Raw genomic sequence first — 23,078 nt, 5'->3', positions numbered from 1 at the left:
CGGATCCGGTGGTGCGCTTTAGCGTGGAGTCATGGCCGGAAACGTCGCAGAACTCTTCGTCCGTACTCTTCGCCACGCCGGGATCACCCGCATCTGGGGGTTGCCCGGCGACTCCTTGAACGCCTTCACGGATGCCCTGCGCAAGGATGGCGGCATCGAATGGCTGCACGCGCGGCACGAGGAGTCCGCGGCGTTCGCGGCGGGGGCCGAGGCGGAGATCACGGGCGAGCTCGCCGTCGTCGCCGGCAGCTGCGGCCCGGGCAACCTGCACTTCATCAACGGCCTCTTCGACGCGCATCGCTCCCGTGTGCCGCTGCTGGCGATCGCCTCCCACATCCCGTCCGCCGAGATCGGCAGCGGCTACTTCCAGGAGACGCACCCGCAGGAGCTCTTCCGCGAGTGCAGCCACTACGCCGAACTCGTCTCGGACCCGGCGCAGCTGCCCTGGGTGCTCGAGACGGCGATGCGCACCGCGATCGAGAAGCGCGGTGTGGCCGTTGTCGTCGTCCCGGGCGACGTCTTCTTCGCGGACGCGCCGCATCGTCGCCCGTCCGCTCCTATCCGGGCAACGCGGCCCGTCGTCGTGCCGTCCGCATCCGAGCTGGAAGAGGCCGCCGCCGTGCTGAATGCGGCGGGCAAGGTCACGATCCTCGCGGGGGCCGGGGTGGCGGGCTCCCACGACGAGGTGCTCGCGCTCGCCGGGCGTCTGCAGGCGCCGATCGTGCACGCTTTCCGCGGCAAGGAGCACATCGAGTACGACAACCCCTACGACGTGGGGATGACGGGGCTCCTGGGCTTCTCGTCCGGCTACCGCGCCATGGAGAAGTGCGACGCGCTGCTGATGATCGGCACCGATTTCCCGTACCGCCAGTTCTTCCCCGAGAAGGCGAAGATCGTGCAGATCGACATCCGCGGCGAGCAGCTGGGGCATCGCACGCCCATCGACGTCGGGCTCGTGGGGGATGCGGGTGCGACCGCATCCGCCCTGCTGCCGCTGATCGATCAGGACCGCAAGGACCACCACCTGAAGGAGTCGGTCGAGCATTACCGCAAGACGCGGCGCGAGCTCGACGGGCTCGCCAACGACGACGGCAAGAAGCCGATCCATCCGCAGTATGTCGCGCGCCTGGTGGACGAGCTGGCAGCACCGGATGCGGTCTTCACGGCGGATGTGGGTACGCCGGTCATCTGGGCGGCACGCTACCTGCACATGACGAAGCAGCGGCGCCTGTTGGGCTCGTTCACGCACGGCTCGATGGCGAACGCGCTCCCGCAGGCGCTCGGCGTGCAGGCCGTGGACCGTTCCCGCCAGGTGATCGCGCTCGCCGGCGACGGGGGCCTGGCGATGCTCATGGGGGACCTGCTCTCCATCCGTCAGAACGATCTGCCGGTGAAGATCGTCGTGTTCGACAACTCCGCTCTGGGCTTCGTCGAGGTCGAGATGAAGGCGGCCGGCATCGTCAACTACGGCACCGACCTGCACAACCCGGACTTCGCGGCCGTGGCCGAGGCCGTCGGGATCACCGGCATCCGCGTCGAGAGTGCGGCGGATCTTGAGCCCGCTCTGCGGCGTGCGCTGGCCGATCCCGGTCCGGTGCTCGTGAACGTCGTGGTCGCCCGCGAGGAGCTGTCGATGCCGCCGTCGATCACCGCGGCGCAGGCCAAGGGCTTCTCGCTGTGGGCGCTGCGCACCGTGCTCTCGGGCCGTGGCGACGAACTGCTGGATCTGGCCGACACGAACCTCTGGAGGCGTCTGTTCGACTGACGGCCGGCGTCAACCGGCTGTTGTCGGCACGACGTCCCAGTGCTCCCGGATGAGGCCGTCGTCGACACGGAAGATGTCGGCGGCGAGGAACGGGTCGTCGGATGCGGCACCCACGGGTTGCGAGAAGATCCAGACGAGGCCGTCGTCCGAGACCGAGAGCACGGCCTGCTGCGGGGGGAAGCTCGCGCCGGTGAAGAAGCTCTTCAGCGCCGCGGTGCCGTTGGGTGCGACGCTGTTGTGCTGGAGGTAGTTGGGGTCGAACGCGCGGTCGAGGACGCTGACGTCGTGGTCGCGGAAGAGCGTGTTGTAGGCGTCGACCGCCAGCTTCTTGTTCGCCTCATCCTGGTCAGGTGTGGGCGTGGACTCCTGATCACCCGGCTCGTACAGGTCGCTGAACATCGTGTTCGTGTTGCCGCTGGCGGGGGTGCCCTGCGGGATGGGCTGGTCGAACGACCATCGCTCGGTGATCTTCCCGTCCGTCACGCGGAACAGATCGACGGCGGCCTCGCCCGTCCGTTCGTCGTTGGGATCCTCGGCGATCTGCCAGTGCACCGCAACCAGATCCCCGTCGGCACCCTGGTGCTTGATCACAGCCTGCGCCCCCGGCACGCGGGCATGGTCGGCGCGGAACTGGGCGAGCAGCCCGTCGGGCCCCGCGGCGAGCCCGGCGCCGTGCGCGACCGCATCCGGTGCCACGGCCGCCTGAACCGCGGCGGCCGCATCCGGGGAGTCAGGGTCGGGGAACGCGTCGGCGATGAGCTGGGTCACGAGCGTCTCGTTCGCCTGCTCGGTGGTGGGCTCGGCGCCGGCCACGCTGCTGGCCGAGGCTCCCGCAGCGGCGGGGGTGGTTCCGGCGTCGGCCGGTGACGCCGCGCAACCGGTGAGTGCGACGCCGGCGGCGAGGAGGGCGATGCTGCCGATGAGCAGCGGGACGGGGCGATGGCGAAGGCTCATGCGTCCCACGCTCACGGCGGAACTTCTGCGTGGTCGAGGCAGGGGATGGAAGCCCGCTGAAGGAAGTGTGAGCGCGAGCTATGCGCGCGCCCTCATCCGGTGCGTCGCTGCCGGTAGACTCGCAGGGCCAGCCTCTGTAGCTCAGTGGAAGAGCCACTCCGTCCTAAGGAGCGGGTCGGGGGTTCGAATCCCTCCAGGGGCACCACGTCTGCTTCTCCCCGCGAGACTGCATTTCTGTCACGAGATCACGGTGTTTACCGGTGATCTCGTGCCTACGATGCAGTCTCGCATCAACTGCCGCGGGAGGCCCGGGAGGCGGACAGTGCTGTGAGCCGCTGCCCGATCTCGCGTTGCACCGCAGGGCTCGCGTACTGGAAGACGAGCTCGGCAAGCGTCTGGCCTCGTGTCCACCGGGTCGCCGCCCGCATAGCCGTCACGGCCTCGGGGCGGTGCTCGGCGAGAGTCTCCTCGACGACGGCGAGAGCTTCGGGATCGTCGATGACCTGCGCCAACGACGAGTCCAGCCCCACGGCGCAGGGCGGTTCCGGCATGGGCGAGGGGAGCTTCCATTCGTGGATGCCGACCCCGAGCGGACGCGGTCCGCCGGCGGTGTGCGCCTCGGCGTCGACGCCGCTCGGAATCGTGGCGCGGACACGGATGCTGTCGCCTGCGCGAACCCAAGCGACCTCGATGCGGCCGGAAGCGCTGTCGAGCGCCACGGCGGCGTCGTCGATTCCCGGCAGTGCTCGGGGCGCGATGCGCACTCGACGTGCCCCCGGCTCCAGGACGGTCAGTCCGCCGAGTTCCCGGTGCATCCAGTCGGCGACAGCGCCGAGGGCGTAATGGTTGAAGCTCGTCATGTCGCCGGGATTGATCGAGCCGTCCGGGAGCATCGAATCCCACCGCTCCCAGATGGTCGTCGCGCCCATCGTGACCGGGTAGAGCCACGACGGACATCCGATTTCGAGAAGCAATCGCGCTGCCGCGGCGTCGTGTCCCGTCGACGTGAGTGCATCGAGGATGAGCGGTGTTCCCACGAAGCCGGTCGCGATGCGGTACCCGTTCTCGCGCACCAGCTCGGCCAACCGCTCGCTGGCGGCGGCACGGGAAGCTTTGGGCAGGAGGTCAAACACGAGACCGAGGGCGTACGCGGTGGGGGTATCTGAGACCATACGCCCCGCTGGCGTCACATACTCGTCGACGAACGCGCGGCGAACCTCATCGGCGGCACGACGATAGGCCGCCGCATCCTCCGTGTACTCGAGAAGAGCAGCCGCGCGAGCGAGCAATCGTGAAGAGTGCGCGAGGACAGCCGTGGCGACGAGCCCGATCGCGGTCATCGCGTGGCCGGGGCGGTCGGGAGGCGCGGTCGGATCGAGCCAATCCCCGAACTGGAAGTCGCCCTCCCAGATCCGTCGGGGGCCCGCGAGTCGCAGACACAGATCGACCCAGGCACGCGCGCTGGGGTACTGACGGGCGAGCGTCTCCCGGTCGCCGTAGAGCCGCTGAGCACGTCCGGGACGATGACGGCGGCATCGCCCCACGCTGCGGCCGGCCGCGACAGACCCAGAACGTCGGGAACCACGAAGGGCACTGTGCCGTCGGCATCCTGTTCCAATGCCAGATCGCGCAGCCACGAGTCGAGAAACCCTCGCACGTCGTACAGGAAGCCGGCGGTAGGGGCGAACACTTGGATGTCGCCGGTCCATCCGAGACGCTCGTCTCGCTGCGGGCAGTCGGTGGGGATCGACAGGAAGTTGCCGCGCAGACTCCACACGACGTTCTCGTGGAGTTTCTGCAACAGCGGATGCGACGTCCGGAAGGCCGTCGATGTCGACCTCGCTCCGGTTGCCGAGCTGCGATGGTCGTCGATCGTCGACGAGAAGAACGCGGTGCCGGCGACAGAGCGCGACGCGTTCGTCGAGGCATTCGTCGAGTGGGCGCGCGCCACGCAGCACGAGTGCTTTGTCGCCGAGATCGCGGGCCGCATCCGGGGCGCAGCGTGGGTGGTGCTCACCGAGAGGGTGCCGAGCCCCCGGGCACTGATACGCGTCACCGCCGATCTGCAGGGCGTCTACGTCGACCCGGACTATCGAGGGCAGGGGATCGGTCGGCGTCTGATCGCGTATGTCGTGGAGGAGGCGACCGCTCGCGGTGCGGAGCGGGTGGTCGTGCACAGCAGCGACCTCGCGGTGCCGCTTTACGAGCGGGTGGGCTTCACCGCGTCTCGCACTCTGCTGCACCTCTGAGGCCAGGCTCCGTTCGGCACGCATCCGTCGCCTGCGTCGACCTAGGGTGTCTCTTCCTCGGGACGCGGGCCTCGCATGTCTCACTCGTGCACGGGGTCGGGTTCTGCGGCGTGCACAAGTGGGACGCGAAGTGAACGCGGACCCCTGCGTGTCTCACTTCTTGAGGAATCCGCGCGTTATCGCGTGCACGAGTGAGACACGGATGCGGCCGCGTGACCGTGCAAACTCGGGGTAGTCATTCGATGCGGTATGCAATATATTGCAAGAGTCGACACGTCGTCGACGACACAGACGAAGGGGGCGGTATTCATGGACAACGCGGGGATCACCAATGTCGTACTGGTGCACGGAGCGTTCGCGGACGGATCCGGATGGAGGGGCGTGTACGACGCTCTGACCGCATCGGGCCACCGCGTCTCGATCGCACAGATCCCGCTGACCTCGTTCGAGGACGACGTTGCGGCAACGCGCCGTGTGCTGGATCGGCAGGACGGACCGACGATCCTCGTCGGGCACTCCTGGGGCGGCACGGTCATCACCGAGGCCGGCGTGCACGACAAGGTCGCGGGACTCGTCTACGTCTCCGCGCTCATTCCGGATGCGGGCCAGACCAGCGGCGAGCAGTACGAAGGCTTCGCGCCCACTCCCGAGTTCGTCATCGACGTCGGTGACGACGGCTTCGGCTTTCTCAACCCCGACGCCTTCAAGCCCGGCTTCGCCGCGGATGCGAGCGACGCGGATGCGGCTTTCCTCCGCGACGCGCAGGTGCCGGTGAACATGGCGGTCTTCGGCGCCGCGGTGACTCAGGCGGCCTGGCGCGACAAGCCCAGCTGGGCCGTGATCGCCACCGACGATCGCGCCTTCGACCAGGCGATGCTCCAGCACATGGCGACACGCGCCGGCGCCGCGATCACGAACGTCCCGGCGAGCCACGCGCTGTACTTCACGCAGCCCGAGGCCGTCGCCGAGGTCATCGCGGCTGCGGCACGCGAGGCGGCATTGTCAACCAGCGCCTAAGTTCGGCTCCTACCCTGAGCGGCGTGTATCGCCGTCTCGCCGTCCTGCCCCTGATCGCCGTGCTGGCGCTGGCCGGATGCGCCTCCGCCTCCGCGCGCACGAGCGCGGAGGCCTGCCTCAACGTCATGAACTCGTGGCAGGAGTACGCGAACTTCGCTGAGACTCCCGGGCGCGCGAACGGAGCGGTAGCCAGCGGGCGCGCGGCGGTGAGGGATGCGGTGAGTCGCGCCTCGACCGGCGCTCCGCAGTGGATGCTCGCGAAGATGAAGGACGCGGAGAAGGCTCTCGACGCCGTCACTGCCGCTCCCTCGAACCCTGAGGGCAAGGCGGCGTTCGAGGCCGCATCCGACGCGTTCGAGACCATCAGGGATCAGTGCAAGGCGGACCGGAACCTGTAGCGTCGGAGGGAAACGGACCGGGGGACAGCAATGGGGCACGCACGCCTTTCACCGCGCTTCGCGGATATGGATGACGGGGTGCCGGTCTTTCCGCGGGGGCGTGCGCCGCGATGGCCGGGAGCCGTCGTGCTCGCGGCGGCCGCGCTCATGGCGTTCATCGCCGTGGCGGATGACCGACTCGGACTCCGGCTGGTCATGGCGGCCTACGCCGTGACGCTCGTCTGCATCGGTGTCTGCCTCATGGTGATGGCCGGTTCCCTCGTGCCGCGGACGGTGAGGATCGACACGGATGCGGCTTCGCTGCACTTCGCCCCTTCCGCACGCGCAACGGTGACATCCGTCGTGATGGGGGTGTCCATGCTGCTGCCCGCGATCGCGCAGATCATCGCCGTCCGCCAGAGTCTGCCGACCATGCAAGGCATCTTCATCACCGGCGGGCCGTACGTGCTGGCTGTGCTCGGAGTCGCGGTCGTGGGGGCGCTACTGTGGCGGCTTCGCACGCCGGCCGGTCTCGAGCTCAGCCCGGAGGGGCTGCGGGGCATCCGGGGGAGTGCCGCGGTCGACCTGCCGTGGGATTCGCTCGCCGCGGTGCAGCTGGCATCCGCTCCGACCGCCCGACTCTCACTCATTCCGAGCGGCGGAGCGCGACCCATCCTGGTGCCGATGGCTCCGATGGGCTCAGACCCGTGCCTCGTCGTGCCCATCGTTCGCTACTACCTCGATCACCCCGAGGAGCGCGCCCTCCTCGCCGGCGGGGGAGAGGCGGCGATCAGGCGTGTGCAGGACGCCGAGCAGACAGCTCCTCGATCACGCGACTAACGTGTGCGAGGTGAGCGACGCACTCGACGACGGCCCCTTCTTCCACGGCACCAAGGCGCATCTCTCGCCGGGAGACCTCCTGGTCGCGGGCCACCGCTCGAACTACCGCCCCGAGGTCGTGATGAACCACATCTACTTCACGGCGCTGGTCGACGGTGCGGGACTTGCTGCGGAGATCGCGGCTCGCGGCGACAGCGACACGCCGCACGTCTACGAAGTGGAACCCACCGGTGCCTTCGAGAACGATCCGAACGTGACGGATAAGAAGTTCCCCGGCAACCCGACGCGTTCGTACCGCAGCGCGGCGCCCCTGCGGATCGTGCGCGAAGTGACCGACTGGACCCGCCTGACTCCCGAGGCGCTGCAGTCGTGGCGGGAGCGCATCGACGCCCTCAATACGAACCCCGACGCCCAGATCATCAACTGAGTGGGCGCCCGCGATCACAGCAGGGCAGAGAGGCGCTTCTTCTTGCGGTTCTCCGCCACGATCCGCGCGACGTCGGCATCCGACGTGTCGAGCCCCAGGAAGGCGGGAAGCCCGACGGCGGGGTCGGCGGCGACCGCCACGCTCCAGCCGTAGCCCAGCGCTTGCCGCAGCGTGCGCACATCCGCGTCTCGACGCACGGCGGCGGGTCGCCCAGCCAGCAGTGCGGTCGCGCGGGCGCACACGCGCACGGCGACGGCGGCGGATGCGGGGGAGCGCAGCAGTCGCGGTTCACAGATCGCCGCCACCGCGGCACGCTGCACGAGCGGATCCTCCGACTCGACCCACTCGCTCACGATGTCGGCGAGGCGGTCGACGTCGCGATCGCCCAAAAGCTGCAGTCCCATCGCGACGCCTTCGCGCACACGCCACCGATCATCGGATGCGCCGTGCAAGGCGGCGGCGACGTGTTCGTTCTCATCGGCGTGGGCACCGTGAGCAGCGGCGACGCACATCGCGGTGAACTCGTCGTCGCGGGTGCCGAGCGCGAGGAGAGCGGATTCATCGGCGACGACGGCGAATGCCGCGGCGAGAGCCGTGTTCGCCCGAGGGCCGGGCAGCCCGGAGTTCGCGTCGAGCAGCGTCGCCCACTCCTCGACGGGCAATTGACGCAATCGCGCCTGCCAGTCGGTCATGGCCCCGACCGTATCCCCGCCCGACACGACCTTGGAACGTCAGGCGCCGGGAGAATGCCCAAAAGGGGGCGCGGTCGTCTCAGCGCGGCCCCGACATCGTGGCCGTTCGGTTCAAGACACGGGAGGCGGTGCGCCCCTAGCGTGGAGCCATGGCACTCAGACTCGGATTCATCGGCATCGTCACGCAGGACATGGCGGCCTCGCTCGCGTTCTACCGCTCCTTGGGCGTCGACATCCCGGAAGGACACGACGATGCCCCGCATGTCGATGCTCGGCTGGATGACGGTACCGCCCTCGCGTGGGACACGCTGGACACGATCCGCAGCTTCGACCCGGCATACGAGCCCGCGGCCGGAGGCCACCGCATCGCGCTCGCCTTCGTACAGGAGACTCCGGCCGAGGTGGATGCGGTCTTCGCGCGGCTCGAGGCAGCGGGCTACCCGGGTCACGTCGCGCCCTGGGATGCGCCGTGGGGCCAGCGGTACGCCACTCTTCTGGACCCCGACGGCAACTCCATCGATCTCTACGCGGCGCTCGACGCGAACTGAGCGGGGCTCGCACCCACCAGTCGGCGGAACTCCCGCGTGAGGTGCGGCTGGTCGGCGTAGCCCGCAGCCGCGGTGGCGTCCGCGAGGGCGTGGCCGGTTTGCAGGAGCTGCTGTGCGCGGCGCGCGCGTTGGATGCGCACCAGGGTGGCGTAGCCGTAGCCGAAGCGCTCACGCATCCGACGGCGGAAGGTGCGCTCGCTCTCGTTCATCTCCTCAGCCACGCGACCAGCGGCAACCGCGCGCTCCGCGCGCATGTGGACAGCACGCGACCATGGGTTGTCCTCGGCGGCACGCCCGGCGATCTCGACGAGGCCGGCGGTGGGATGCGGGCCGTCGCCGAAGCGGACCATCCGCTCGCGGAGACCACGCGCCGCATCCGGGGTCACGGTCTCGGCGAGGGGAACGAGTCGATCTGCCAGGAGGGTCAGTGCTACGGAGAGTAACCCGTGCGCCCGGCCCGGCGACAGACGCAGCCCGAAAGACCCGCGTTCCCCATCCGCGACGGTGGCGATCCACCTCGTGGAGGGACCCGCGACGTACACCGCATCGTCCAGCAGGATCAGGTCGACGCATCCGTCAGCGGGCACCGCACCGCCTTCACCGCCGCTCGAGCGCCAGAGCGCCGATCCATCGGGCAGCGCCAGTTCGGTGTACACGTTGCCATTGTGCCGGCCCACCGCGACCGGCGGTGCGATCAGCTTTCCGCTGCCCGCACCAGCACGTCGTTGCGCTGGCGGATGAGTCGCTGCAGATATGGGACCAGCACCCACCGTTCGGCCAGCCGGCCGAACACGGGAGACGCGATCGTGAGAATATCGGTCATCACCGTCTCCTCACCCTGCACCTCGAAGAGATGCTCATGACGGAAGGTGCGAAACGGGCCGCGCACCTGCTCGTCGACGAAGCGGCGGGGATGTTCGAGTGCGGTGATCTTTGAGGTCATCCGGAAGCGCCAGCCGAAGTGCCGGGCGCTCCAGGTGACGGTCTCGCCCAGACCGATGAGGCCGCTCGTGACTCCGGCGACCGCGCGTTCACCGGAACGTGCCATCGACTCGACGTGCGCGTCGATGCTCAGCGACTGATCGAACAGTCGCTCGACGGACACCTGAGCGCGGGTGACGACGGTGAAGCTCGAGACCATGCTTTGACTCCTCGTATCCGATGCGGCGCGGGCGGCGGCCTTGCCTCAGATCGCATCCTCGAGATGCGGCCGGCGGAAGGTGTATCCGGCGGCGTCGAGCACGCCCGGAACGACCCAACGGCTCTTGAGGACGAGCTCCGGTTCGGTACGCAGCACCCACATCGCGGGCTCCAGCATCCATCGCCATGCGGGCAGCCCGATCGGCATGCCGGTCTTCCGGCGCAGCGCGCGCATGAGCGTGCGGTTGTCGGTCGGTTCTGGGCTCGCGAGGTTCACGGCGCCCGTGATCTCCTCGTGCTCGGCGAGGCACCGGACGGCTCCGATCACGTCGTCGATGTGGATCCAGCTGAACTTCTGCCGCCCACGCGTCCGGTGCCAGCCGGAGCGCGAAGAGCCGGTCGGATGCGCCCCGATGCCGCGGTATCGACGGTGAGGGAACCAGGGCGAGTCGATCTGGGGCCCGCCCAGTCCCCAACGCGCGAGGCGTCGCAGCATGTCAGGCGCGGGGCCGTCGCCGAGCACGATGGCCATCCGCAGCGCCACGCGGCGCGTGCGGGGAAGCTCGTCGGCGAAGAACTCGCGTTCCCACTCCCGCGCGACGTCAACCGAGAATCCCTCGCCGAGGATGCCGGAGCTCTCGTCGTTGGGACGCTGTTCCTCGTGCCGGTAGATCGTCGCCGTGGATGCGTTCAACCACAGCGGAGGCGGGTTCTCGGCTGCGGCCACAGCATGGCGGAGGGCCCGCGTGGTCTCGACGCGGGAGCGCAGGATCTCATTCCGGTTGACGTGGGTGTACCGGCAGTTCACGGACTTGCCGGCGAGGTTGATGAGAAGGTCGGCGTCGTCGACTGCGTCCACGAGGGCGCGCGGGTCGTTCCACCCCACGTGTTCGGTACGACCGATGCGCCGCACATCATAGCCGTCGGCCCGCAGTGCCGCCACGATCTCGCGCCCCACGAACCCGCTCGCCCCCGCGACGACCGCCACCTGCTTGTCCGTCATGCGCTCCGCCCTCTGCCGGTCAGCTGTGACTCGACCGTACCGGTGCCCTGAGACGCCGCCGACACCGCCCGCGATAATGGAGAGGATGGAGCCGTGGGAACTGCGCGAGTGGCATGCCGAGTACCTCGACGCCTGCAACCGTCACGACCTGGACGCCGTCCGCGCGCTGGTCGATTCGGACGTGCGACGCGCGCACCTGCCCGGCGGGCGGGATGCGTGGATCGACGATCTCGCGGATCTGTTCCACGCCTTCCCGGATTGGCAGTGGCGACGCATCCAACTCGTGATCGAGGACGACCGCATCGCCGCACACCTGCGCGGCAGCGGAACCCACACCGGCGTCTACCGCGGAATCTCCGCCACACGTCGTCATGTGAACGTCGCGGAGTTCGCGATGTATCGGGTGGTCGGCGGGCGCATCGTCGAGTTCTCCGGCACTGGCGACGCTGAACTGCGGCAGCAGCTCGGCGCATAGCCGCGTCAGTGCGCGGCGTCGTACGCCTCGATGACGGATGCGGCGATCCGCCCGTGCCATGATGAGCCGATGGGGGATGAGCGGGCTGAGGAGCGCGCCGACGGACTGTATGACTACGGGACTGTGCTGTGGCGAGGTGAGCCTGATGCCGCGGCGCTCTTCACCGCCGCGGATGCCTTCTGGGTACCGTTCAGTCTCGGTTGCATTGCTTTTTTCGCGGTGGCAACGAGGAGCGTCGTGGACCATGGCGTTCCATGGCCGGCGCTCATCCTCGTTGGCTTCTTCTGGGCGTTGCTGTTGTACCTCGCGGTGGGGCGGTTCTTCGTCAAGCGAGCACTCGCCGACCGCACGACCTACGTCGTCACCGACCGATTCGCGATCGTAGAACGCGGCGGGTCCGTCGAGTCTCGCGCCATAGACAGGGGCGCGATACGTGTCCGACGCCGGCTGGCAGGCCGTATCGAGGCCGACTTCGACGCGGACGTCGAGGGCCGCCGGTCAGCGGTTGGCCTCATCTACGAGATGTACCGCAACACCGGCATGGACTTCATGGCCACAGTCGCCACGGGTGGCTGGGCGCCGCTCCGTTTCTACGACGTCCGCGACCGAGCAGGCTTGTTCGAGGCCCTGCGCGCAGCGGGTGTCGACCTCGTGGACCGCGGTGCACCCGGAGGGTGACCAGCGTCAGTGCGCGGCGTCGTACGCGTCGATGACGGATGCGGCGACGCGTCCGCGCTCGGAAACCTGGTGGCCGTTGGCCTTCGCCCACTCGCGGATGGCGGTGAGGTCCCGTGTCGAGGAGGTGGCCCGAGCACGCGGCTTGATGCTCGCGGTCGACCGGCCAGAGATGCGGCGCGCCGCCGACACGTAGGGTGCCATCGCATCGCGCAGGGCCGCAGCGTTCGCATCCGACAGGTCGATCTCGTAAGCGATGCCGTCGAGGGAGAAGAGAACGGTCTCGCCCTCGCCCACCTCCAGAACGGAGTCGTCGAGGTCGTCTACGAGCTGGTGGACGATTCTGCGCGCCATGACGTCACCCTACAGATCCGAGGTTGATCAGGGCAGGAGCCGCGCCCGGCGCGCCTTCGCCACCGCGGCGTGCCGCGTCGTGGCCTCCAGCTTCGCCATCGCCGCCGCGAGATACGACTTCACGGTCGTCTCCTTCAGCGCGAGCTCCTGAGCGATCTGCGCATTGGTCGACCCGAGCGCGGCGCACGCGAGCACGTCCAGTTCGCGCGGCGAGAGCTGCACCGGCGCCGACGGTGCGCCGCGATCGCCCGCCGCAACCTCCGCGAGTCGGCGTTCGACGGCGGCGAGGCGCTCGCGCAGCGCGGCGTCGCTGACCGTGGCGGAGATCGCCCGCAGCTCGGCGAAGCTCTCCCGCACCTGCTCGCGCGCCGCCGCATCCCACGCGCTCTCCGGGGCCGCATCCTGCGCGCGCTCGACACGGCGGGCGACCTCGTCGCGGATGCGGAGCTCCGACGCGAGGGCGTCGGCGATCTTCAATGCCGGCGCCGCCGTCACGTCGTCCACGGCCGTCTGACCCCAGGACCCGCAGTACAGCACCCCGCGGGTGCGGCCGGCCGCGACGACGGGAACCGCGAAGAGCGTGGCGATGCCTTCGCCGAGGATGGGGCCGTCGTAGTCGTGGGTGATCCCGCGCGCGCTCCGGTAGTCCAATGCGAGACGCGGACGCTTCTCGGTGAGCGCCCGTCCGCCGAGTCCGCGCTGCTCGCGCACGATGAGACCCTCGATCGTCCGGCCCCGCGCGCCGACGATGGAACTCACGTGCACGGAGTGCTCGCGTACGAGCCCGCCGAAGGCGACGGGGAAGCGTGTGCGGGCGACCAGATCGTGCACGGCGCGCGTCATCAGCTGCAGGTCACTGGTGGTTCCGGGGGACATAGGTGCTACCTACTTCCGGGGGTGTCGGCCTCGTTGCCGATTTTCGTAGCGTCGACCCTACCATCGCCGCGAAGAGGCGACGACGGCTCGGATGGACACCCCGCATCCGCGGCATGAGGCAAGGAGGCCACATGACTGAATCGCACGATCGCGCTGCCGACAGCGCGGGCATCGACTACATCGAGGTGGAGGAATCACCCCCGTTCCAGCGCCTCAAACGCGCACAACGAGCTTTCGTCTTCCCTCTCGCGATCGCATTCCTGCTCTGGTACTTCGCCTACGTGCTTCTCTCGTCGTTCGCCGCGGACTTCATGGCCACCCGCGTCTCGGGTGACATCACCGTCGGCCTGCTGCTCGGGCTCGGCCAGTTCGTCTCGACGTTCGCCATCACGATGGCCTACGTCGCCTATGCCAACCGGCGCCTGGATCCGCAGTCACGCGCGATCCGCGAGGACCTGGAGCGGCGAGAGGCGGGTGCGCGATGAACGAGGTCTTCGGAGCCATCCACGCCGCCGTGCAGACGGTCGAGAACGATCCCGTCCTGAACATCTCCATCTTCGCGGCGTTCGTCGCGGTGACGCTCTTCATCGTCATCCGCGCGTCGCGCAACAACAAGACCGCCGCCGACTACTACGCCGCCGGACGCTCGTTCACCGGACCGCAGAACGGATTCGCGATCGCCGGCGACTACCTGTCGGCGGCATCCTTCCTCGGCATCTGCGGAGCCATCGCGATCAACGGCTACGACGGGTTCCTCTATTCGATCGGCTTCCTGGTGGCGTGGCTGGTCGCGCTGCTGCTCGTGGCCGAGCTCATGCGCAACACCGGCCGCTTCACGATGGCCGATGTCCTGTCGTTCCGCCTCAAGGAACGGCCGGTGCGGATGGCGGCAGCCATCACGACCCTGGCGGTGTGCTTCTTCTATCTGCTCGCACAGATGGCGGGCGCCGGCGGTCTCGTCTCGCTGCTGCTGGGTATCGGCGACCAGATCGGGCAGTCCATCGTCGTCGCGGTGGTCGGTGTGCTGATGATCGTGTACGTGCTCATCGGCGGGATGAAGGGCACGACCTGGGTGCAGATCGTGAAGGCCTTCCTCCTCATCGGCGGCGCTGTCGTGATGACCGTCTGGGTGCTCGCGATCAACGGCTTCAGCCTGAACACGCTGCTCGAGGGCGCGGTGGCCGCCTCGCCGAAGGGTGACGCGGTGCTCGGCCCGGGCCTGCAGTACGGCAAGAACCCGTGGGACTTCATCTCCCTCGCCCTGGCGCTCGTGCTCGGCACGGCGGGTCTGCCGCACGTGCTGATGCGCTTCTATACGGTGCCGACCGCGAAGGAAGCGCGGCGCTCGGTGGTGTGGGCGATCTGGTTGATCGGCCTCTTCTATCTGCTCACGCTCGTGCTCGGCTACGGCGCGGGTGCGCTAGTGGGGCCCGAGACGATCGCGGCGGCGCCGGGCGGCGTCAACTCCGCGGCTCCTCTCCTCGCGCTCTACCTGGGTGGTCCGGTCCTGCTCGGCTTCATCTCCGCGGTGGCGTTCGCGACGATCCTGGCGGTCGTCGCCGGCCTCACGATCACGGCGGCGGCATCGTTCGCGCACGACATCTACGCGAGCGTCGTGAAGAAGGGCAACGTGCCGCCGGACGGCGAGGTCAAGGTCGCGCGACGCACGGTCATCGTGATCGGCGTACTGGCCATCCTCGGCGGCATCGGCGTGCAGGGACAGAACGTGGCGTTCCTGGTCGCCCTGGCCTTCGCCGTCGCGGCATCGGCGAACCTGCCCACCATCCTGTTCTCGCTGTTCTGGCGCAAGTTCACGACGCGCGGTGCGGTGTGGAGCATGTACGGCGGCCTCGGGGCGGCGATCGTGCTGATCGTGTTGTCGCCCGTGTTCTGGGGCACGCCCACGAGCGTGTTCAAGGACGTGGGTGTCGCGATCTGGCCCCTCAACAACCCCGGCATCATTTCGATCCCGTTGGGCTTCTTCCTCGGATGGCTGGGGTCGGTGACCTCACGCCGTGCCGAGGATCGGAAGAAGGCCGCGGAGATGGAGGTGCGCTCGCTCACCGGGTTCGGCGCCGAGAAGGCCGTCGACCACTAGCGACATCGTCCGGCGGGCGGCCTACACGCCCGCCGGACGATGCGCGGCCTCCAGATCGAGCAGGTAGCGCTTGTGCTCGGGGCGCCCCCCGTACTCGCCGATCGAGCCGTCGGAACGGATGACGCGGTGCGCGGGGATCACGAGCGAGATCGGTGTGTGGGCGCACGCTGATCCGACGGCGCGATGTGCCCTCGGCGAGCCGGCCTCCACCGCGATCTCGCCGTAGCTGGCCGTCTGGCCGTACGGGATGCGGGAGACCGCCTCCAGGGCGTCGCGGGCGAAGCCTCGCACGAGACTCAGGTCCAGCTCGATCTCGAACGCCGTGCGCGTCCCTTCGAAGTACTCGTCGATCTGCGCCAGCAGAGCGTCCGCATCCTCGTCGATCGGCACCGGCTCCCGACCCAGACGCTCGGTCCACGCGGCGATGGCGGAGCCGAGCGGGACGGCGAGGAACTCGAAGCCGATGAGGCCGACGCCGCTCGTGAGGACGAGGGCGTCGCCGAGCGGCGTGGGATGGATGCGGAAGCCGGTGGGAGTCATGTGCTCATCCTCATCGTGCGCGCGCTCCTTCCGCGGGGAAAGCGTCCGACCGGCGTACAACGCGCGGGTCGGGTGATCGTGGGGAGGAACGGCCGGTCCGTCCGGCGTGTCGCCAATCCGGCGAAACTCGGCCGTGGTTGAGGCCCGCTCGCCCATCTCACGCCTATGGTGACACGTGTGTGGCGTGGAGAAGGCACCATGATCTCTGGTGCAGACGAGGCGACGAATCCGGTGCGCCCGAGCGACCTCGGCGTCGCGGAGCCGGGCGTCGTCGTCGCGCACGTGGCCGACCCCGAACGTGCGCGCCTGCGCGCGCAGGCCGCCCTGCTGGGCGGGCGCTCGACCCTCCTCTTCTATGAGGACTCGCCCGAGCACGGCGTCGACATCAATAAAGCGCACCCGGGGAGCCTGCCGCAGTTCCTGACGGGCCGCTCGACGCTCCTATCCAACCTCTACCGCGACGAGGTCGCTCTTCGCACCGCACGGATGGCGGCCGAGCGGATCACCGCGAAGAACGTCGAACTGCGCACCGCACGGGGCCTCGAGACGGTGTCGCTCGCCGTGGGCATGGCCTCATGGCGCATCGGCGGGATCATGTGCACAGCCCCGGTGCTCCTGCGCCCCCTTGCGATCCGTCGCCACCACACCGACTTCGAGCTCAAGCTCCACGGTTCCTTCGTCGTCAACCCCGAGCTCGTTCGCGCCCTGGGCACGCACTTCGGCATCCACCTGGACTCGGCAGCCCTCGCCGGCCTCGCTCACGACGGTGCGGTGTTCCGTCCGCAGCCCGTGATCGACCACCTGCGGGCGCTCACGACCCACATCCCGACCTTCACCGTCGTCCCGCGCCTGGTCGTCTCGAACTTCGTCGACGTCGGATCGGGCATGGCTCGCGACACGGCCGACTTGGACCACCCGGTTCTGAACGCGCTCGCCGGCCACCCCGACGAGCGGGCGCGCCTCTCGGTCCGTCCCGCGCTTCCTCGCGTCACGAGCCCCGATGAGCGCACCCCCGCTGCGGACACGCTCCTGCTGGATGCGGATGAGGAGCAGGAGGCCGTGCTCGCGCGCATCGCCGCCGGACACTCGCTCGCGGTGCACACCTTGCCCGGCACCGGTGGCACGCAGACCGTCATCAACGCGATCGGCGCCCTCGTTCAGAGCGGTCGACGTGTGCTCGTGGTGAGCGCGCGCCGATCCACCCTCGACGGCGTTCGCCATCGCCTCGCGGGTATCGGCCTGGACGCGCTCGCCGTCACGCCGCGTCACCTCCACCGGGATCTCATCCGCGCGATCGGACGTAACGAGAAGGCGCAGCCGCCCAAGGTCGCCGAGATCGACGACGCGCTGCTGCGACTGCGCACGGTCCTGCGCGACTACCGGGGTGCGTTGACCGCCTCGCACCCGAGTCTCGGAGCCTCGGCTCTGCAGGTCGTGCGCCGATTGACCGAGCTGAGTGCGCTGTCTCCGGCCCCATCGACAACCGCCCGTTTCGACATCGCCACGCTCGAGGCTCTGCGCGATTCGCGGCCGCAGGCGGCGGCGAAGCTCGTGGCCGCCGCGAAGCTGGGGGAGTTCCGCTTCGGCCCCGACGACTCGCCCTGGTACGGCGTGAGCTTCGACACCACCGAGTCTGCACGCGCCGCGCACGCACTCGCCGGCAAGCTGAGCGGCCGAGAGGTCCCGAGCCTGCTCGAGCGCGGATACGAGCTGATCGCGCAGACCCGGATGCGGCCCTTCCGCACCATCGACGAGCTCGGCGACTACCTGCGCCTGCTGCAGGGCATCCGCGAGACCCTCGACAAGTTCAGCCCGAGCGTCTTCGAGCGCCCGCTGGTCGAGCTGATCCAGGCACATGCTCCCAAGCGTGAGTCCGCGGATATGTCCAGCGCGAACCGGCGCCGCCTCAAGCGCCTGTCGCGCGAGTACGTGCGCCCCGGGGTGCACGTCGGCGACATGTACGAGTCGCTCGTGCGCATCCAGCAGCAGCGCGCCGACTGGCAGCGTCTGGTCGACGCCGGCGTCGTGCCCGAGGTGCCCGTCGGCCTCGCCGACGTGCATGTCGCCTGGCAGCGGGTGCACGCGCAGCTCGGCGAACTCGACCAGATCCTGCGGCGGCGTGAGTCGAGCCGACTCGCGTCGCTGCCGGTGGCGCAGCTGATGCGCGTGCTGGCCGGTCTCGCCGCCGAGTCGGCCTACTTCGAGAACCTCGTCGAGCGTGCCACATTGCGCACGGAACTCGACCGCATGGGACTCGCGCCCCTGCTCACCGAGCTGTCGGTGCGTCACGCTCCGGAAGACCAGGTCGCGGCCGAGCTAGAGTTCGCGTGGTGGCAGTCCGCTCTGGAGCATCTGCTGCGCACCGACCGCGCGCTCCTCGGCGCGAACACCGCCGTGCTGGACCGCCTCGAGCGCGACTTCCGGCTGGTGGACGAGGCGCATGCCGCCGCATCCGGTCCCGTCCTCGCGGCGCAGCTCGCGACGCAGTGGAAGATCGGGCTGGTCGACCACGCCGACGAGGCTGCGGCGCTCAAGCAGGCGCTCAAAGGCGGCGTATCGGCCCCAGAGCAGCTCGTGCGGGCAGCGCCGACGCTCATGCGCACGCTGGCGCCCGTGTGGCTCGCCTCGCCCTACGAGGTGCCCGAGATCCCCGACCACCCGCCGTTCGACGTCGTGATCATCGCGGATGCGGCCGCCCTCTGTCTCGCGGAGGCGGCGCCGGCGCTGCGGCGCGCGCGGCAGGTGGTTCTCTTCGGCGACCCCGTCACCCAGAAGCCGACGCCCTTCGCGGTCGGCGCGGGCGAGCGCGCGGTCGCAGACGAGTTCGACGAGCCGTTCGACGAGGTGTCGGTGTTCGAGCGGATGGCGGAGCTCCTCGACGTCGCCACCCTGACCCGCAGCTACCGCGCCGGCGGCGAGGACCTGGCGCAGCTCGTGAATGACGCCTTCTACGGCGGCGAGCTCGTCTCTCTGCCCTGGGCCGGTGCTTACCTTGGCCGAGGGAGCCTGAGCGTCGACTACGTCGAGGGCGGAACGGGAACACCGGATCCCATCTCGGGTGCCGTCGAGAGCCCCGACGCCGAGGTCGCGCGCGTCGTCACGCTTGTGACCGAGCACGCGGTCAACCGATCCGGTGAGAGCCTCATGGTCGTCACCGCCAGCAGGCGGCACGCCGAACGCATCCGTGCCGCCGTGGACGTCGCCTTCGCGGGGCGCTCCGACGTGGCTGACTTCGTGTCGCGCGAGACGGCCGAGCCGTTCGCCGTGCTGACCCTCGAGGAGTCGGTCGCGGAGAGTCGCGATCGTGTGATCTTCTCGCTCGGGTTCGGGCTGACTAAGCACGGTCGCGTCCTCAGCGATTTCGGCGACCTGTCCACGGCTGACGGAGAGCGACTGCTCACGGTCGGAATGACTCGTGCGCGTCGCTCGATGGTGATCGTCTCCTCCATCCGTCCCAGCGCGTTCGAGGACGGCCGACTCGAGCATGGCGCCGCGACGCTCATGAGCATCCTCGGCGGAGTGGCGGCGCGAGCGCGCGAGACGCGTCTCGAGGACCTCGCCGACCCGCTGACCCGCGCCCTCGCTCGGGAGCTGCGAGCCAAGGGCATCAAGGTCGATCTCGACTACCGCGGGCTACTGCCGCTCGTCGCGGGCCATGACGGCAAGGCCGTCGTCGTCGAGAGTGACCCGGAGACGCGTCCCGAGTCGCTGCGCGAATCGCTCCGCCTGCGGCCCCAGATCCTTCGACGCCTGGGCTGGCACTACCTGCGCGTGCACGCCTTCGACCTTTACAGCGACCCCGCTGCGGTCGCGGCGCGCGTGGCGACGCTGCTCGGTATCGAGGCGGGCACATCGCCGCAGGCCAGTACGCAGCCGATCGATGTCGCCGAGTGACGACCGCCAGCGCGTCGTCCGTGTGACGGGTGCGCGACGCGCCCGGCTGACGCCCGCGCCCGGCGCGGTCGAAGAGCCCGAGAGCACACGCGACGACGCCGCATCCGCTGCGTCCGAGGCGGGCCCGAACGACGAGCGGATGCGGCGCGAGGTCCCCCCGCACTACTGAGGCGTCAGGGGTGGGTCTTGTTCTGCTGTTCGAGCAGGTCGCGGATCTGCACCAGCAGTTCCTGCTCGGTGGGGGCGGGAGCCGCTTCGGGCTCCGGCACGCCGGCCCGCGCAGCCTGGCGCGCCTTCCACAGGTTCATCGGCATGACGAACACGAAGTAGACGACGATCGCGACGGCGAAGAAGCTCACGATCGCGGTGATGAGACCGCCGATCGGGAACGTCACCGTGCCGCCGTAGATGTCGGGCACCTCGATGCCGGGAACGCCGTTCTCGTCGGCCTTCCAGAAGATGGCGATGAGCGGAGTGATGATCGACGCGACGATCGCGTTCACGACAGCGGTGAACGCCGCGCCGATGACGACAGCGACCGCGAGGTCGATCACGTTGCCGCGGAGGATGAACTCCTTGAAACCCTTGATCATCGATTCTCTCCTTATGTCGCCGGCGCCAGGCCGGTCAGGAAGCCGCGGGCGCGGCGGGAGCGGTGGCCCCCGTGCTCGATGATGCCCCGGACGAGCCGGAGTCTCCACCCGACGTGCCGGTCGAGGCCGAGCTCGGTGCGCCGGCGCGCGAGTCGGTGCGGTAGAAGCCGGAGCCGTTGAACGTCACGCCGATCGATCCGTACTCTTTGCGCAGTTCGCCGCCGCATGAGGGGCACTCGGTCAGTGCGGGGTCGGAGAAGGACTGCACGGTGTCGAAGCGGTGTCCGCAGGACTTGCAGGCATAGGCGTAGGTGGGCATGGTGCCTCCGGGGTCAGGCGCTCAGCGGGTGCGCAGCGTCAGGGTGCGGGTGGGGGTGACGACGCCGTCGACGGGCTGGTCGTGCACATCCGTCGGGACGTCGTCGAGGATCTCGGAGTCGTAGACGACCGCGTATACCGGCGGGCATTTCTGCATCGAGCCGATGGTCTTGTCGAAATAGCCGCGGCCCCATCCCAGCCGCATCCCGCGGCGATCGACGGCGGCGGCGGGCACGATCATCAGGTCGACGTCGTTGACGGCGATGGGGCCCAGCAGCTCACCGACGGGTTCGGGCAGACCGAACAGGCCCTCCGCGATCTCGCCGTCCTCGGTTGCGACGGCCCAATCGAGCAGCCCGTCCACGCGGGTGACGGGCAGCAGGACGCGGATGCCGCGTCGCACGGCCTCGCGCACGAACTCGCGCGTGTCGGGTTCGGCGTTGGTGGAGAGGAAGCAGGAGAGCGAGGTCACGTGGTGCGCCGCCGTCAGAGCGTCGAGCTGCTGGTGGACTCCCGCGCCCGCGCTCTCCCGCGCGGTGGCCGACAGCGTCTGCCGCCGCTCCCGCAGGTCGGCGCGGAGTGCGCGCTTGACGTCGTCCACTGCATTGCGATCGTCACCGTCTGACATGCACATGATTCTAAGGACCGCAACCGTCGGAGGCGTGCCGATAGGATCGCGGCATGACTCACAAGCCCTTCAAGGCCGTCATTCCCGCCGCGGGTCTGGGAACACGATTCCTGCCCGCCACGAAGGCCATGCCGAAGGAGATGTTGCCCGTCGTCGACAAGCCGGCGATCCAGTACGTGGTCGAAGAGGCGGTCGAGGCCGGCATCCAGGACGTGCTGATCATCATCGGCCGCAACAAGAACAACATCGCGAATCACTTCGACGCGATGCCGGAGCTGGAGCAGAAGCTGCGCGAGAAGGGCGACACCGGCAAGCTCGCGAAGGTGGAGCATTCCTCCGACCTTGCCGACGTTCACATGGTGCGTCAGGGTGAGCCGAAGGGGCTCGGGCACGCGGTGCTGCGTGCGCAGGCGCACGTCGGAGACCACCCGTTCGCGGTGCTGCTGGGCGACGATCTGATCGACGAGCGCGACCCGCTCCTGTCGAAGATGCTCTCCGAGTACGACAAGCGAGGCGCTGCGGTCATCGCCCTCATGGAGGTCGACCCGGAGAACATCCACCTCTACGGCGTCGCCGCTGTCGAGGAGACCGACGAAGACGGCGTCGTCAAGGTGACCGGGCTCGTCGAGAAGCCCAAGAAGGAGGATGCGCCCTCCAATCTCGCCATCATCGGCCGGTACGTGCTCGGCCCGGAGGTCTTCGAGGTGCTCGAGCGCACTGAGCCGGGCAAGGGCGGCGAGATCCAGCTCACCGATGCGCTGCAGGAGCTCGCCACGGATCCTGAGCGCGGCGTGTACGGCGTGGTGTTCCGTGGCCGGCGCTACGACACGGGTGACAAACTCGACTACATCAAGGCGATCGTCCAGCTCGCCAGCGATCGCGACGACCTCGGCCCGGACCTGCGGCCCTGGCTCAAGGACTTCGTCGCCGGACTCTGAACCGGGGGAGGTTCGAGGTGGACCTTTCGGCACCGCGCGAGCACGGGCGGGTCGGCATCCGTCTGATCCGTGCGCGCGATGCGCGCGTGCTGCAGGATCATCTGATGTCGAACCGCGCATGGCTGCGCCCCTGGGAGGCGACGAGCCCAGACGGCGCCGTGCTTCTCGACATGAAGATCGGCATCCGTCGGCTGCTCCAGCAGTATCGCGACGGCGCGGGGGTGCCGTTGGTCATGGAGTACGACGGGCGCGTCGCCGGTCAGCTGAACGTGTGGGGGATTGCACGCGGGTCGCTCGCGTCGGCGACGATCGGTTACTGGGTGGCCCGTGAGTTCGCCGGCCGCGACATCACGCCGACGTCCGTGGCTCTCGCCACCGATCTCTGCTTCACGGAGCTGCGGCTGCACCGGATGGAGATCTGCATCCGACCGGAGAACGACGCGAGTCTGCGGGTCGTGCAGAAGCTGGGGTTCCGCTACGAGGGTCTGCGTCGTCGGTACATCCACATCGACGGCGACTGGCGCGACCATTACGCCTTCGCGCTGACCCGCGAAGAGGTGCCCGAAGGGGTGCTGGCGCGATGGGTCGCCGGTCGTGCGCCCGCGGATGCCGCGGACGTGCCGGAGCGCGACCGCATCGCTCCCTCCGACTGACGCCGACACGCCGACGCTTGCCGT

The 23,078-nt window shown here is 69.1% G+C and carries 27 protein-coding genes, 1 tRNA gene and 1 pseudogene; 16 read left to right on the top strand and 13 right to left on the bottom strand.

Annotation, left to right across the window (positions count from 1 at the left end):
* Positions 1–31 precede the first annotated feature (31 nt).
* Positions 32–1,765, top strand: coding sequence for a ubiquinone-dependent pyruvate dehydrogenase (poxB, locus tag PQV94_RS11160; protein WP_274285896.1), 1,734 nt, complete (start codon positions 32–34; stop codon positions 1,763–1,765).
* Positions 1,766–1,774: 9 nt separating this feature from the next.
* Here the strand turns inward: poxB and PQV94_RS11155 are convergent, their stop codons facing one another.
* The gene (locus tag PQV94_RS11155) at positions 1,775–2,719 is read right to left on the bottom strand and encodes a nuclear transport factor 2 family protein (RefSeq protein ID WP_274285895.1); all 945 of its coding nucleotides are present in this window, start codon (positions 2,717–2,719) and stop codon (positions 1,775–1,777) included.
* A gap of 130 nt (positions 2,720–2,849) precedes the next feature.
* On the opposite strand from PQV94_RS11155, the gene PQV94_RS11150 reads away from it, so the two are divergent.
* Positions 2,850–2,924, top strand: a tRNA-Arg gene (locus PQV94_RS11150).
* A gap of 85 nt (positions 2,925–3,009) precedes the next feature.
* Here the strand turns inward: PQV94_RS11150 and PQV94_RS11145 are convergent.
* Positions 3,010–4,263 carry an alpha-L-rhamnosidase-related protein gene (locus tag PQV94_RS11145; RefSeq protein ID WP_274285894.1) on the bottom strand — a complete coding sequence of 418 codons (1,254 nt, stop codon included), beginning with the start codon at positions 4,261–4,263 and terminating at the stop codon, positions 3,010–3,012.
* Between the two features lie 26 nt (positions 4,264–4,289).
* Positions 4,290–4,496: pseudogene (locus tag PQV94_RS11140) on the bottom strand (alpha-L-rhamnosidase-related protein); the annotation flags it as partial.
* Here PQV94_RS11140 and PQV94_RS11135 point away from each other — a divergent pair.
* The 5 genes from PQV94_RS11135 to arr all read left to right on the top strand — a co-directional run bounded on the left by PQV94_RS11135 (position 4,477) and on the right by arr (position 7,629).
* Positions 4,477–4,968, top strand: a complete 492-nt coding sequence (locus PQV94_RS11135; RefSeq protein WP_274285893.1) for a GNAT family N-acetyltransferase — start codon at positions 4,477–4,479, stop codon at positions 4,966–4,968. The pseudogene PQV94_RS11140 and the gene PQV94_RS11135 sit on opposite strands and share 20 nt — an antisense overlap.
* Positions 4,969–5,277: 309 nt before the next feature.
* Complete coding sequence (locus PQV94_RS11130; protein ID WP_274285892.1) at positions 5,278–5,985, top strand: alpha/beta fold hydrolase; 708 nt, start codon at positions 5,278–5,280, stop codon at positions 5,983–5,985.
* Between the two features lie 23 nt (positions 5,986–6,008).
* The gene (locus PQV94_RS11125) at positions 6,009–6,383 is read left to right on the top strand and encodes a hypothetical protein (protein WP_274285891.1); all 375 of its coding nucleotides are present in this window, start codon (positions 6,009–6,011) and stop codon (positions 6,381–6,383) included.
* A 78-nt stretch (positions 6,384–6,461) separates the two neighbouring features.
* Positions 6,462–7,202 carry a hypothetical protein gene (locus PQV94_RS11120; protein WP_274285890.1) on the top strand — a complete coding sequence of 247 codons (741 nt, stop codon included), beginning with the start codon at positions 6,462–6,464 and terminating at the stop codon, positions 7,200–7,202.
* 10 nt (positions 7,203–7,212) lie between these two features.
* Positions 7,213–7,629, top strand: a complete 417-nt coding sequence (gene arr / locus PQV94_RS11115; protein ID WP_274285889.1) for an NAD(+)--rifampin ADP-ribosyltransferase — start codon at positions 7,213–7,215, stop codon at positions 7,627–7,629.
* A gap of 14 nt (positions 7,630–7,643) precedes the next feature.
* Here the strand turns inward: arr and PQV94_RS11110 are convergent, their stop codons facing one another.
* Positions 7,644–8,321, bottom strand: coding sequence for a HEAT repeat domain-containing protein (locus PQV94_RS11110; RefSeq protein WP_274285888.1), 678 nt, complete (start codon positions 8,319–8,321; stop codon positions 7,644–7,646).
* 149 nt (positions 8,322–8,470) lie between these two features.
* Here PQV94_RS11110 and PQV94_RS11105 point away from each other — a divergent pair, with 149 nt between their 5' ends.
* Positions 8,471–8,869 (top strand): VOC family protein, encoded by a 399-nt coding sequence (locus tag PQV94_RS11105; protein ID WP_274285887.1) that lies wholly within the window; start codon positions 8,471–8,473, stop codon positions 8,867–8,869.
* Here PQV94_RS11105 and PQV94_RS16195 read toward each other — a convergent pair.
* From PQV94_RS16195 to PQV94_RS11090, 3 genes are all read right to left on the bottom strand, one after another.
* On the bottom strand, positions 8,845–9,045 hold the full coding sequence (locus tag PQV94_RS16195; RefSeq protein WP_443192724.1) for a helix-turn-helix domain-containing protein: 201 nt from the start codon (positions 9,043–9,045) through the stop codon (positions 8,845–8,847). The genes PQV94_RS11105 and PQV94_RS16195 overlap by 25 nt on opposite strands.
* Positions 9,046–9,563: 518 nt before the next feature.
* Entirely contained in the window at positions 9,564–10,010 is a 447-nt protein-coding gene (locus PQV94_RS11095; protein WP_274285885.1) for an SRPBCC family protein, read from the bottom strand.
* Between the two features lie 45 nt (positions 10,011–10,055).
* Positions 10,056–11,012, bottom strand: a complete 957-nt coding sequence (locus PQV94_RS11090) for an epimerase (RefSeq protein WP_274285884.1) — start codon at positions 11,010–11,012, stop codon at positions 10,056–10,058.
* An 85-nt stretch (positions 11,013–11,097) separates the two neighbouring features.
* Here PQV94_RS11090 and PQV94_RS11085 point away from each other — a divergent pair, with 85 nt between their 5' ends.
* Both PQV94_RS11085 and PQV94_RS11080 read left to right on the top strand, forming a co-directional pair.
* Positions 11,098–11,487, top strand: coding sequence for an ester cyclase (locus PQV94_RS11085; protein WP_274285883.1), 390 nt, complete (start codon positions 11,098–11,100; stop codon positions 11,485–11,487).
* Between the two features lie 69 nt (positions 11,488–11,556).
* Positions 11,557–12,165, top strand: coding sequence for a hypothetical protein (locus PQV94_RS11080; protein WP_274285882.1), 609 nt, complete (start codon positions 11,557–11,559; stop codon positions 12,163–12,165).
* A 6-nt stretch (positions 12,166–12,171) separates the two neighbouring features.
* On the opposite strand, the gene PQV94_RS11075 is transcribed toward PQV94_RS11080, so the two are convergent.
* Complete coding sequence (locus PQV94_RS11075) at positions 12,172–12,516, bottom strand: histone-like nucleoid-structuring protein Lsr2 (protein WP_274285881.1); 345 nt, start codon at positions 12,514–12,516, stop codon at positions 12,172–12,174.
* A 27-nt stretch (positions 12,517–12,543) separates the two neighbouring features.
* Positions 12,544–13,392, bottom strand: a complete 849-nt coding sequence (locus PQV94_RS11070; RefSeq protein WP_274285880.1) for a LuxR C-terminal-related transcriptional regulator — start codon at positions 13,390–13,392, stop codon at positions 12,544–12,546.
* Positions 13,393–13,523: 131 nt separating this feature from the next.
* Here PQV94_RS11070 and PQV94_RS11065 point away from each other — a divergent pair, with 131 nt between their 5' ends.
* Positions 13,524–13,877, top strand: a complete 354-nt coding sequence (locus tag PQV94_RS11065) for a DUF485 domain-containing protein (protein ID WP_243233543.1) — start codon at positions 13,524–13,526, stop codon at positions 13,875–13,877.
* Entirely contained in the window at positions 13,874–15,490 is a 1,617-nt protein-coding gene (locus tag PQV94_RS11060; protein ID WP_243233545.1) for a solute symporter family protein, read from the top strand. The genes PQV94_RS11065 and PQV94_RS11060 overlap by 4 nt, the downstream gene beginning before the upstream one ends.
* Before the next feature lie 21 nt (positions 15,491–15,511).
* Here the strand turns inward: PQV94_RS11060 and PQV94_RS11055 are convergent, their stop codons facing one another.
* Positions 15,512–16,030 (bottom strand): methylated-DNA--[protein]-cysteine S-methyltransferase, encoded by a 519-nt coding sequence (locus tag PQV94_RS11055; protein ID WP_274285879.1) that lies wholly within the window; start codon positions 16,028–16,030, stop codon positions 15,512–15,514.
* Between the two features lie 198 nt (positions 16,031–16,228).
* Here PQV94_RS11055 and PQV94_RS11050 point away from each other — a divergent pair, with 198 nt between their 5' ends.
* Together PQV94_RS11050 and PQV94_RS11045 are read left to right on the top strand one after the other, a co-directional pair.
* Positions 16,229–19,924 carry an AAA family ATPase gene (locus tag PQV94_RS11050; RefSeq protein ID WP_274285878.1) on the top strand — a complete coding sequence of 1,232 codons (3,696 nt, stop codon included), beginning with the start codon at positions 16,229–16,231 and terminating at the stop codon, positions 19,922–19,924.
* Positions 19,911–20,093 carry a hypothetical protein gene (locus tag PQV94_RS11045; RefSeq protein WP_274285877.1) on the top strand — a complete coding sequence of 61 codons (183 nt, stop codon included), beginning with the start codon at positions 19,911–19,913 and terminating at the stop codon, positions 20,091–20,093. Before PQV94_RS11050 ends, PQV94_RS11045 begins: the two co-directional genes overlap by 14 nt.
* A 4-nt stretch (positions 20,094–20,097) precedes the next feature.
* Here PQV94_RS11045 and mscL read toward each other — a convergent pair whose 3' ends face one another.
* Genes mscL through PQV94_RS11030 form a run of 3 tightly spaced genes read right to left on the bottom strand, consistent with a single transcriptional unit; the run spans position 20,098 to position 21,463 of the window.
* On the bottom strand, positions 20,098–20,517 hold the full coding sequence (mscL, locus tag PQV94_RS11040; protein ID WP_274285876.1) for a large conductance mechanosensitive channel protein MscL: 420 nt from the start codon (positions 20,515–20,517) through the stop codon (positions 20,098–20,100).
* 34 nt (positions 20,518–20,551) lie between these two features.
* Positions 20,552–20,836 (bottom strand): FmdB family zinc ribbon protein, encoded by a 285-nt coding sequence (locus PQV94_RS11035; protein ID WP_274285875.1) that lies wholly within the window; start codon positions 20,834–20,836, stop codon positions 20,552–20,554.
* Positions 20,837–20,857: 21 nt separating this feature from the next.
* On the bottom strand, positions 20,858–21,463 hold the full coding sequence (locus PQV94_RS11030; protein WP_274285874.1) for a 5-formyltetrahydrofolate cyclo-ligase: 606 nt from the start codon (positions 21,461–21,463) through the stop codon (positions 20,858–20,860).
* A gap of 53 nt (positions 21,464–21,516) precedes the next feature.
* Here PQV94_RS11030 and galU point away from each other — a divergent pair, with 53 nt between their 5' ends.
* Both galU and PQV94_RS11020 read left to right on the top strand, forming a co-directional pair.
* The gene (gene galU, locus PQV94_RS11025; RefSeq protein WP_274285873.1) at positions 21,517–22,401 is read left to right on the top strand and encodes a UTP--glucose-1-phosphate uridylyltransferase GalU; all 885 of its coding nucleotides are present in this window, start codon (positions 21,517–21,519) and stop codon (positions 22,399–22,401) included.
* A 17-nt stretch (positions 22,402–22,418) separates the two neighbouring features.
* On the top strand, positions 22,419–23,054 hold the full coding sequence (locus PQV94_RS11020) for a GNAT family N-acetyltransferase (protein WP_274285872.1): 636 nt from the start codon (positions 22,419–22,421) through the stop codon (positions 23,052–23,054).
* The last annotated feature ends 24 nt before the right edge of the window (positions 23,055–23,078 follow it).

The sequence above is a fragment of the Microbacterium sp. Clip185 genome, assembly GCF_028743715.1.
Lineage (GTDB): Bacteria > Actinomycetota > Actinomycetes > Actinomycetales > Microbacteriaceae > Microbacterium.
This window is presented reverse-complemented; position numbering and strand designations above follow the sequence as displayed.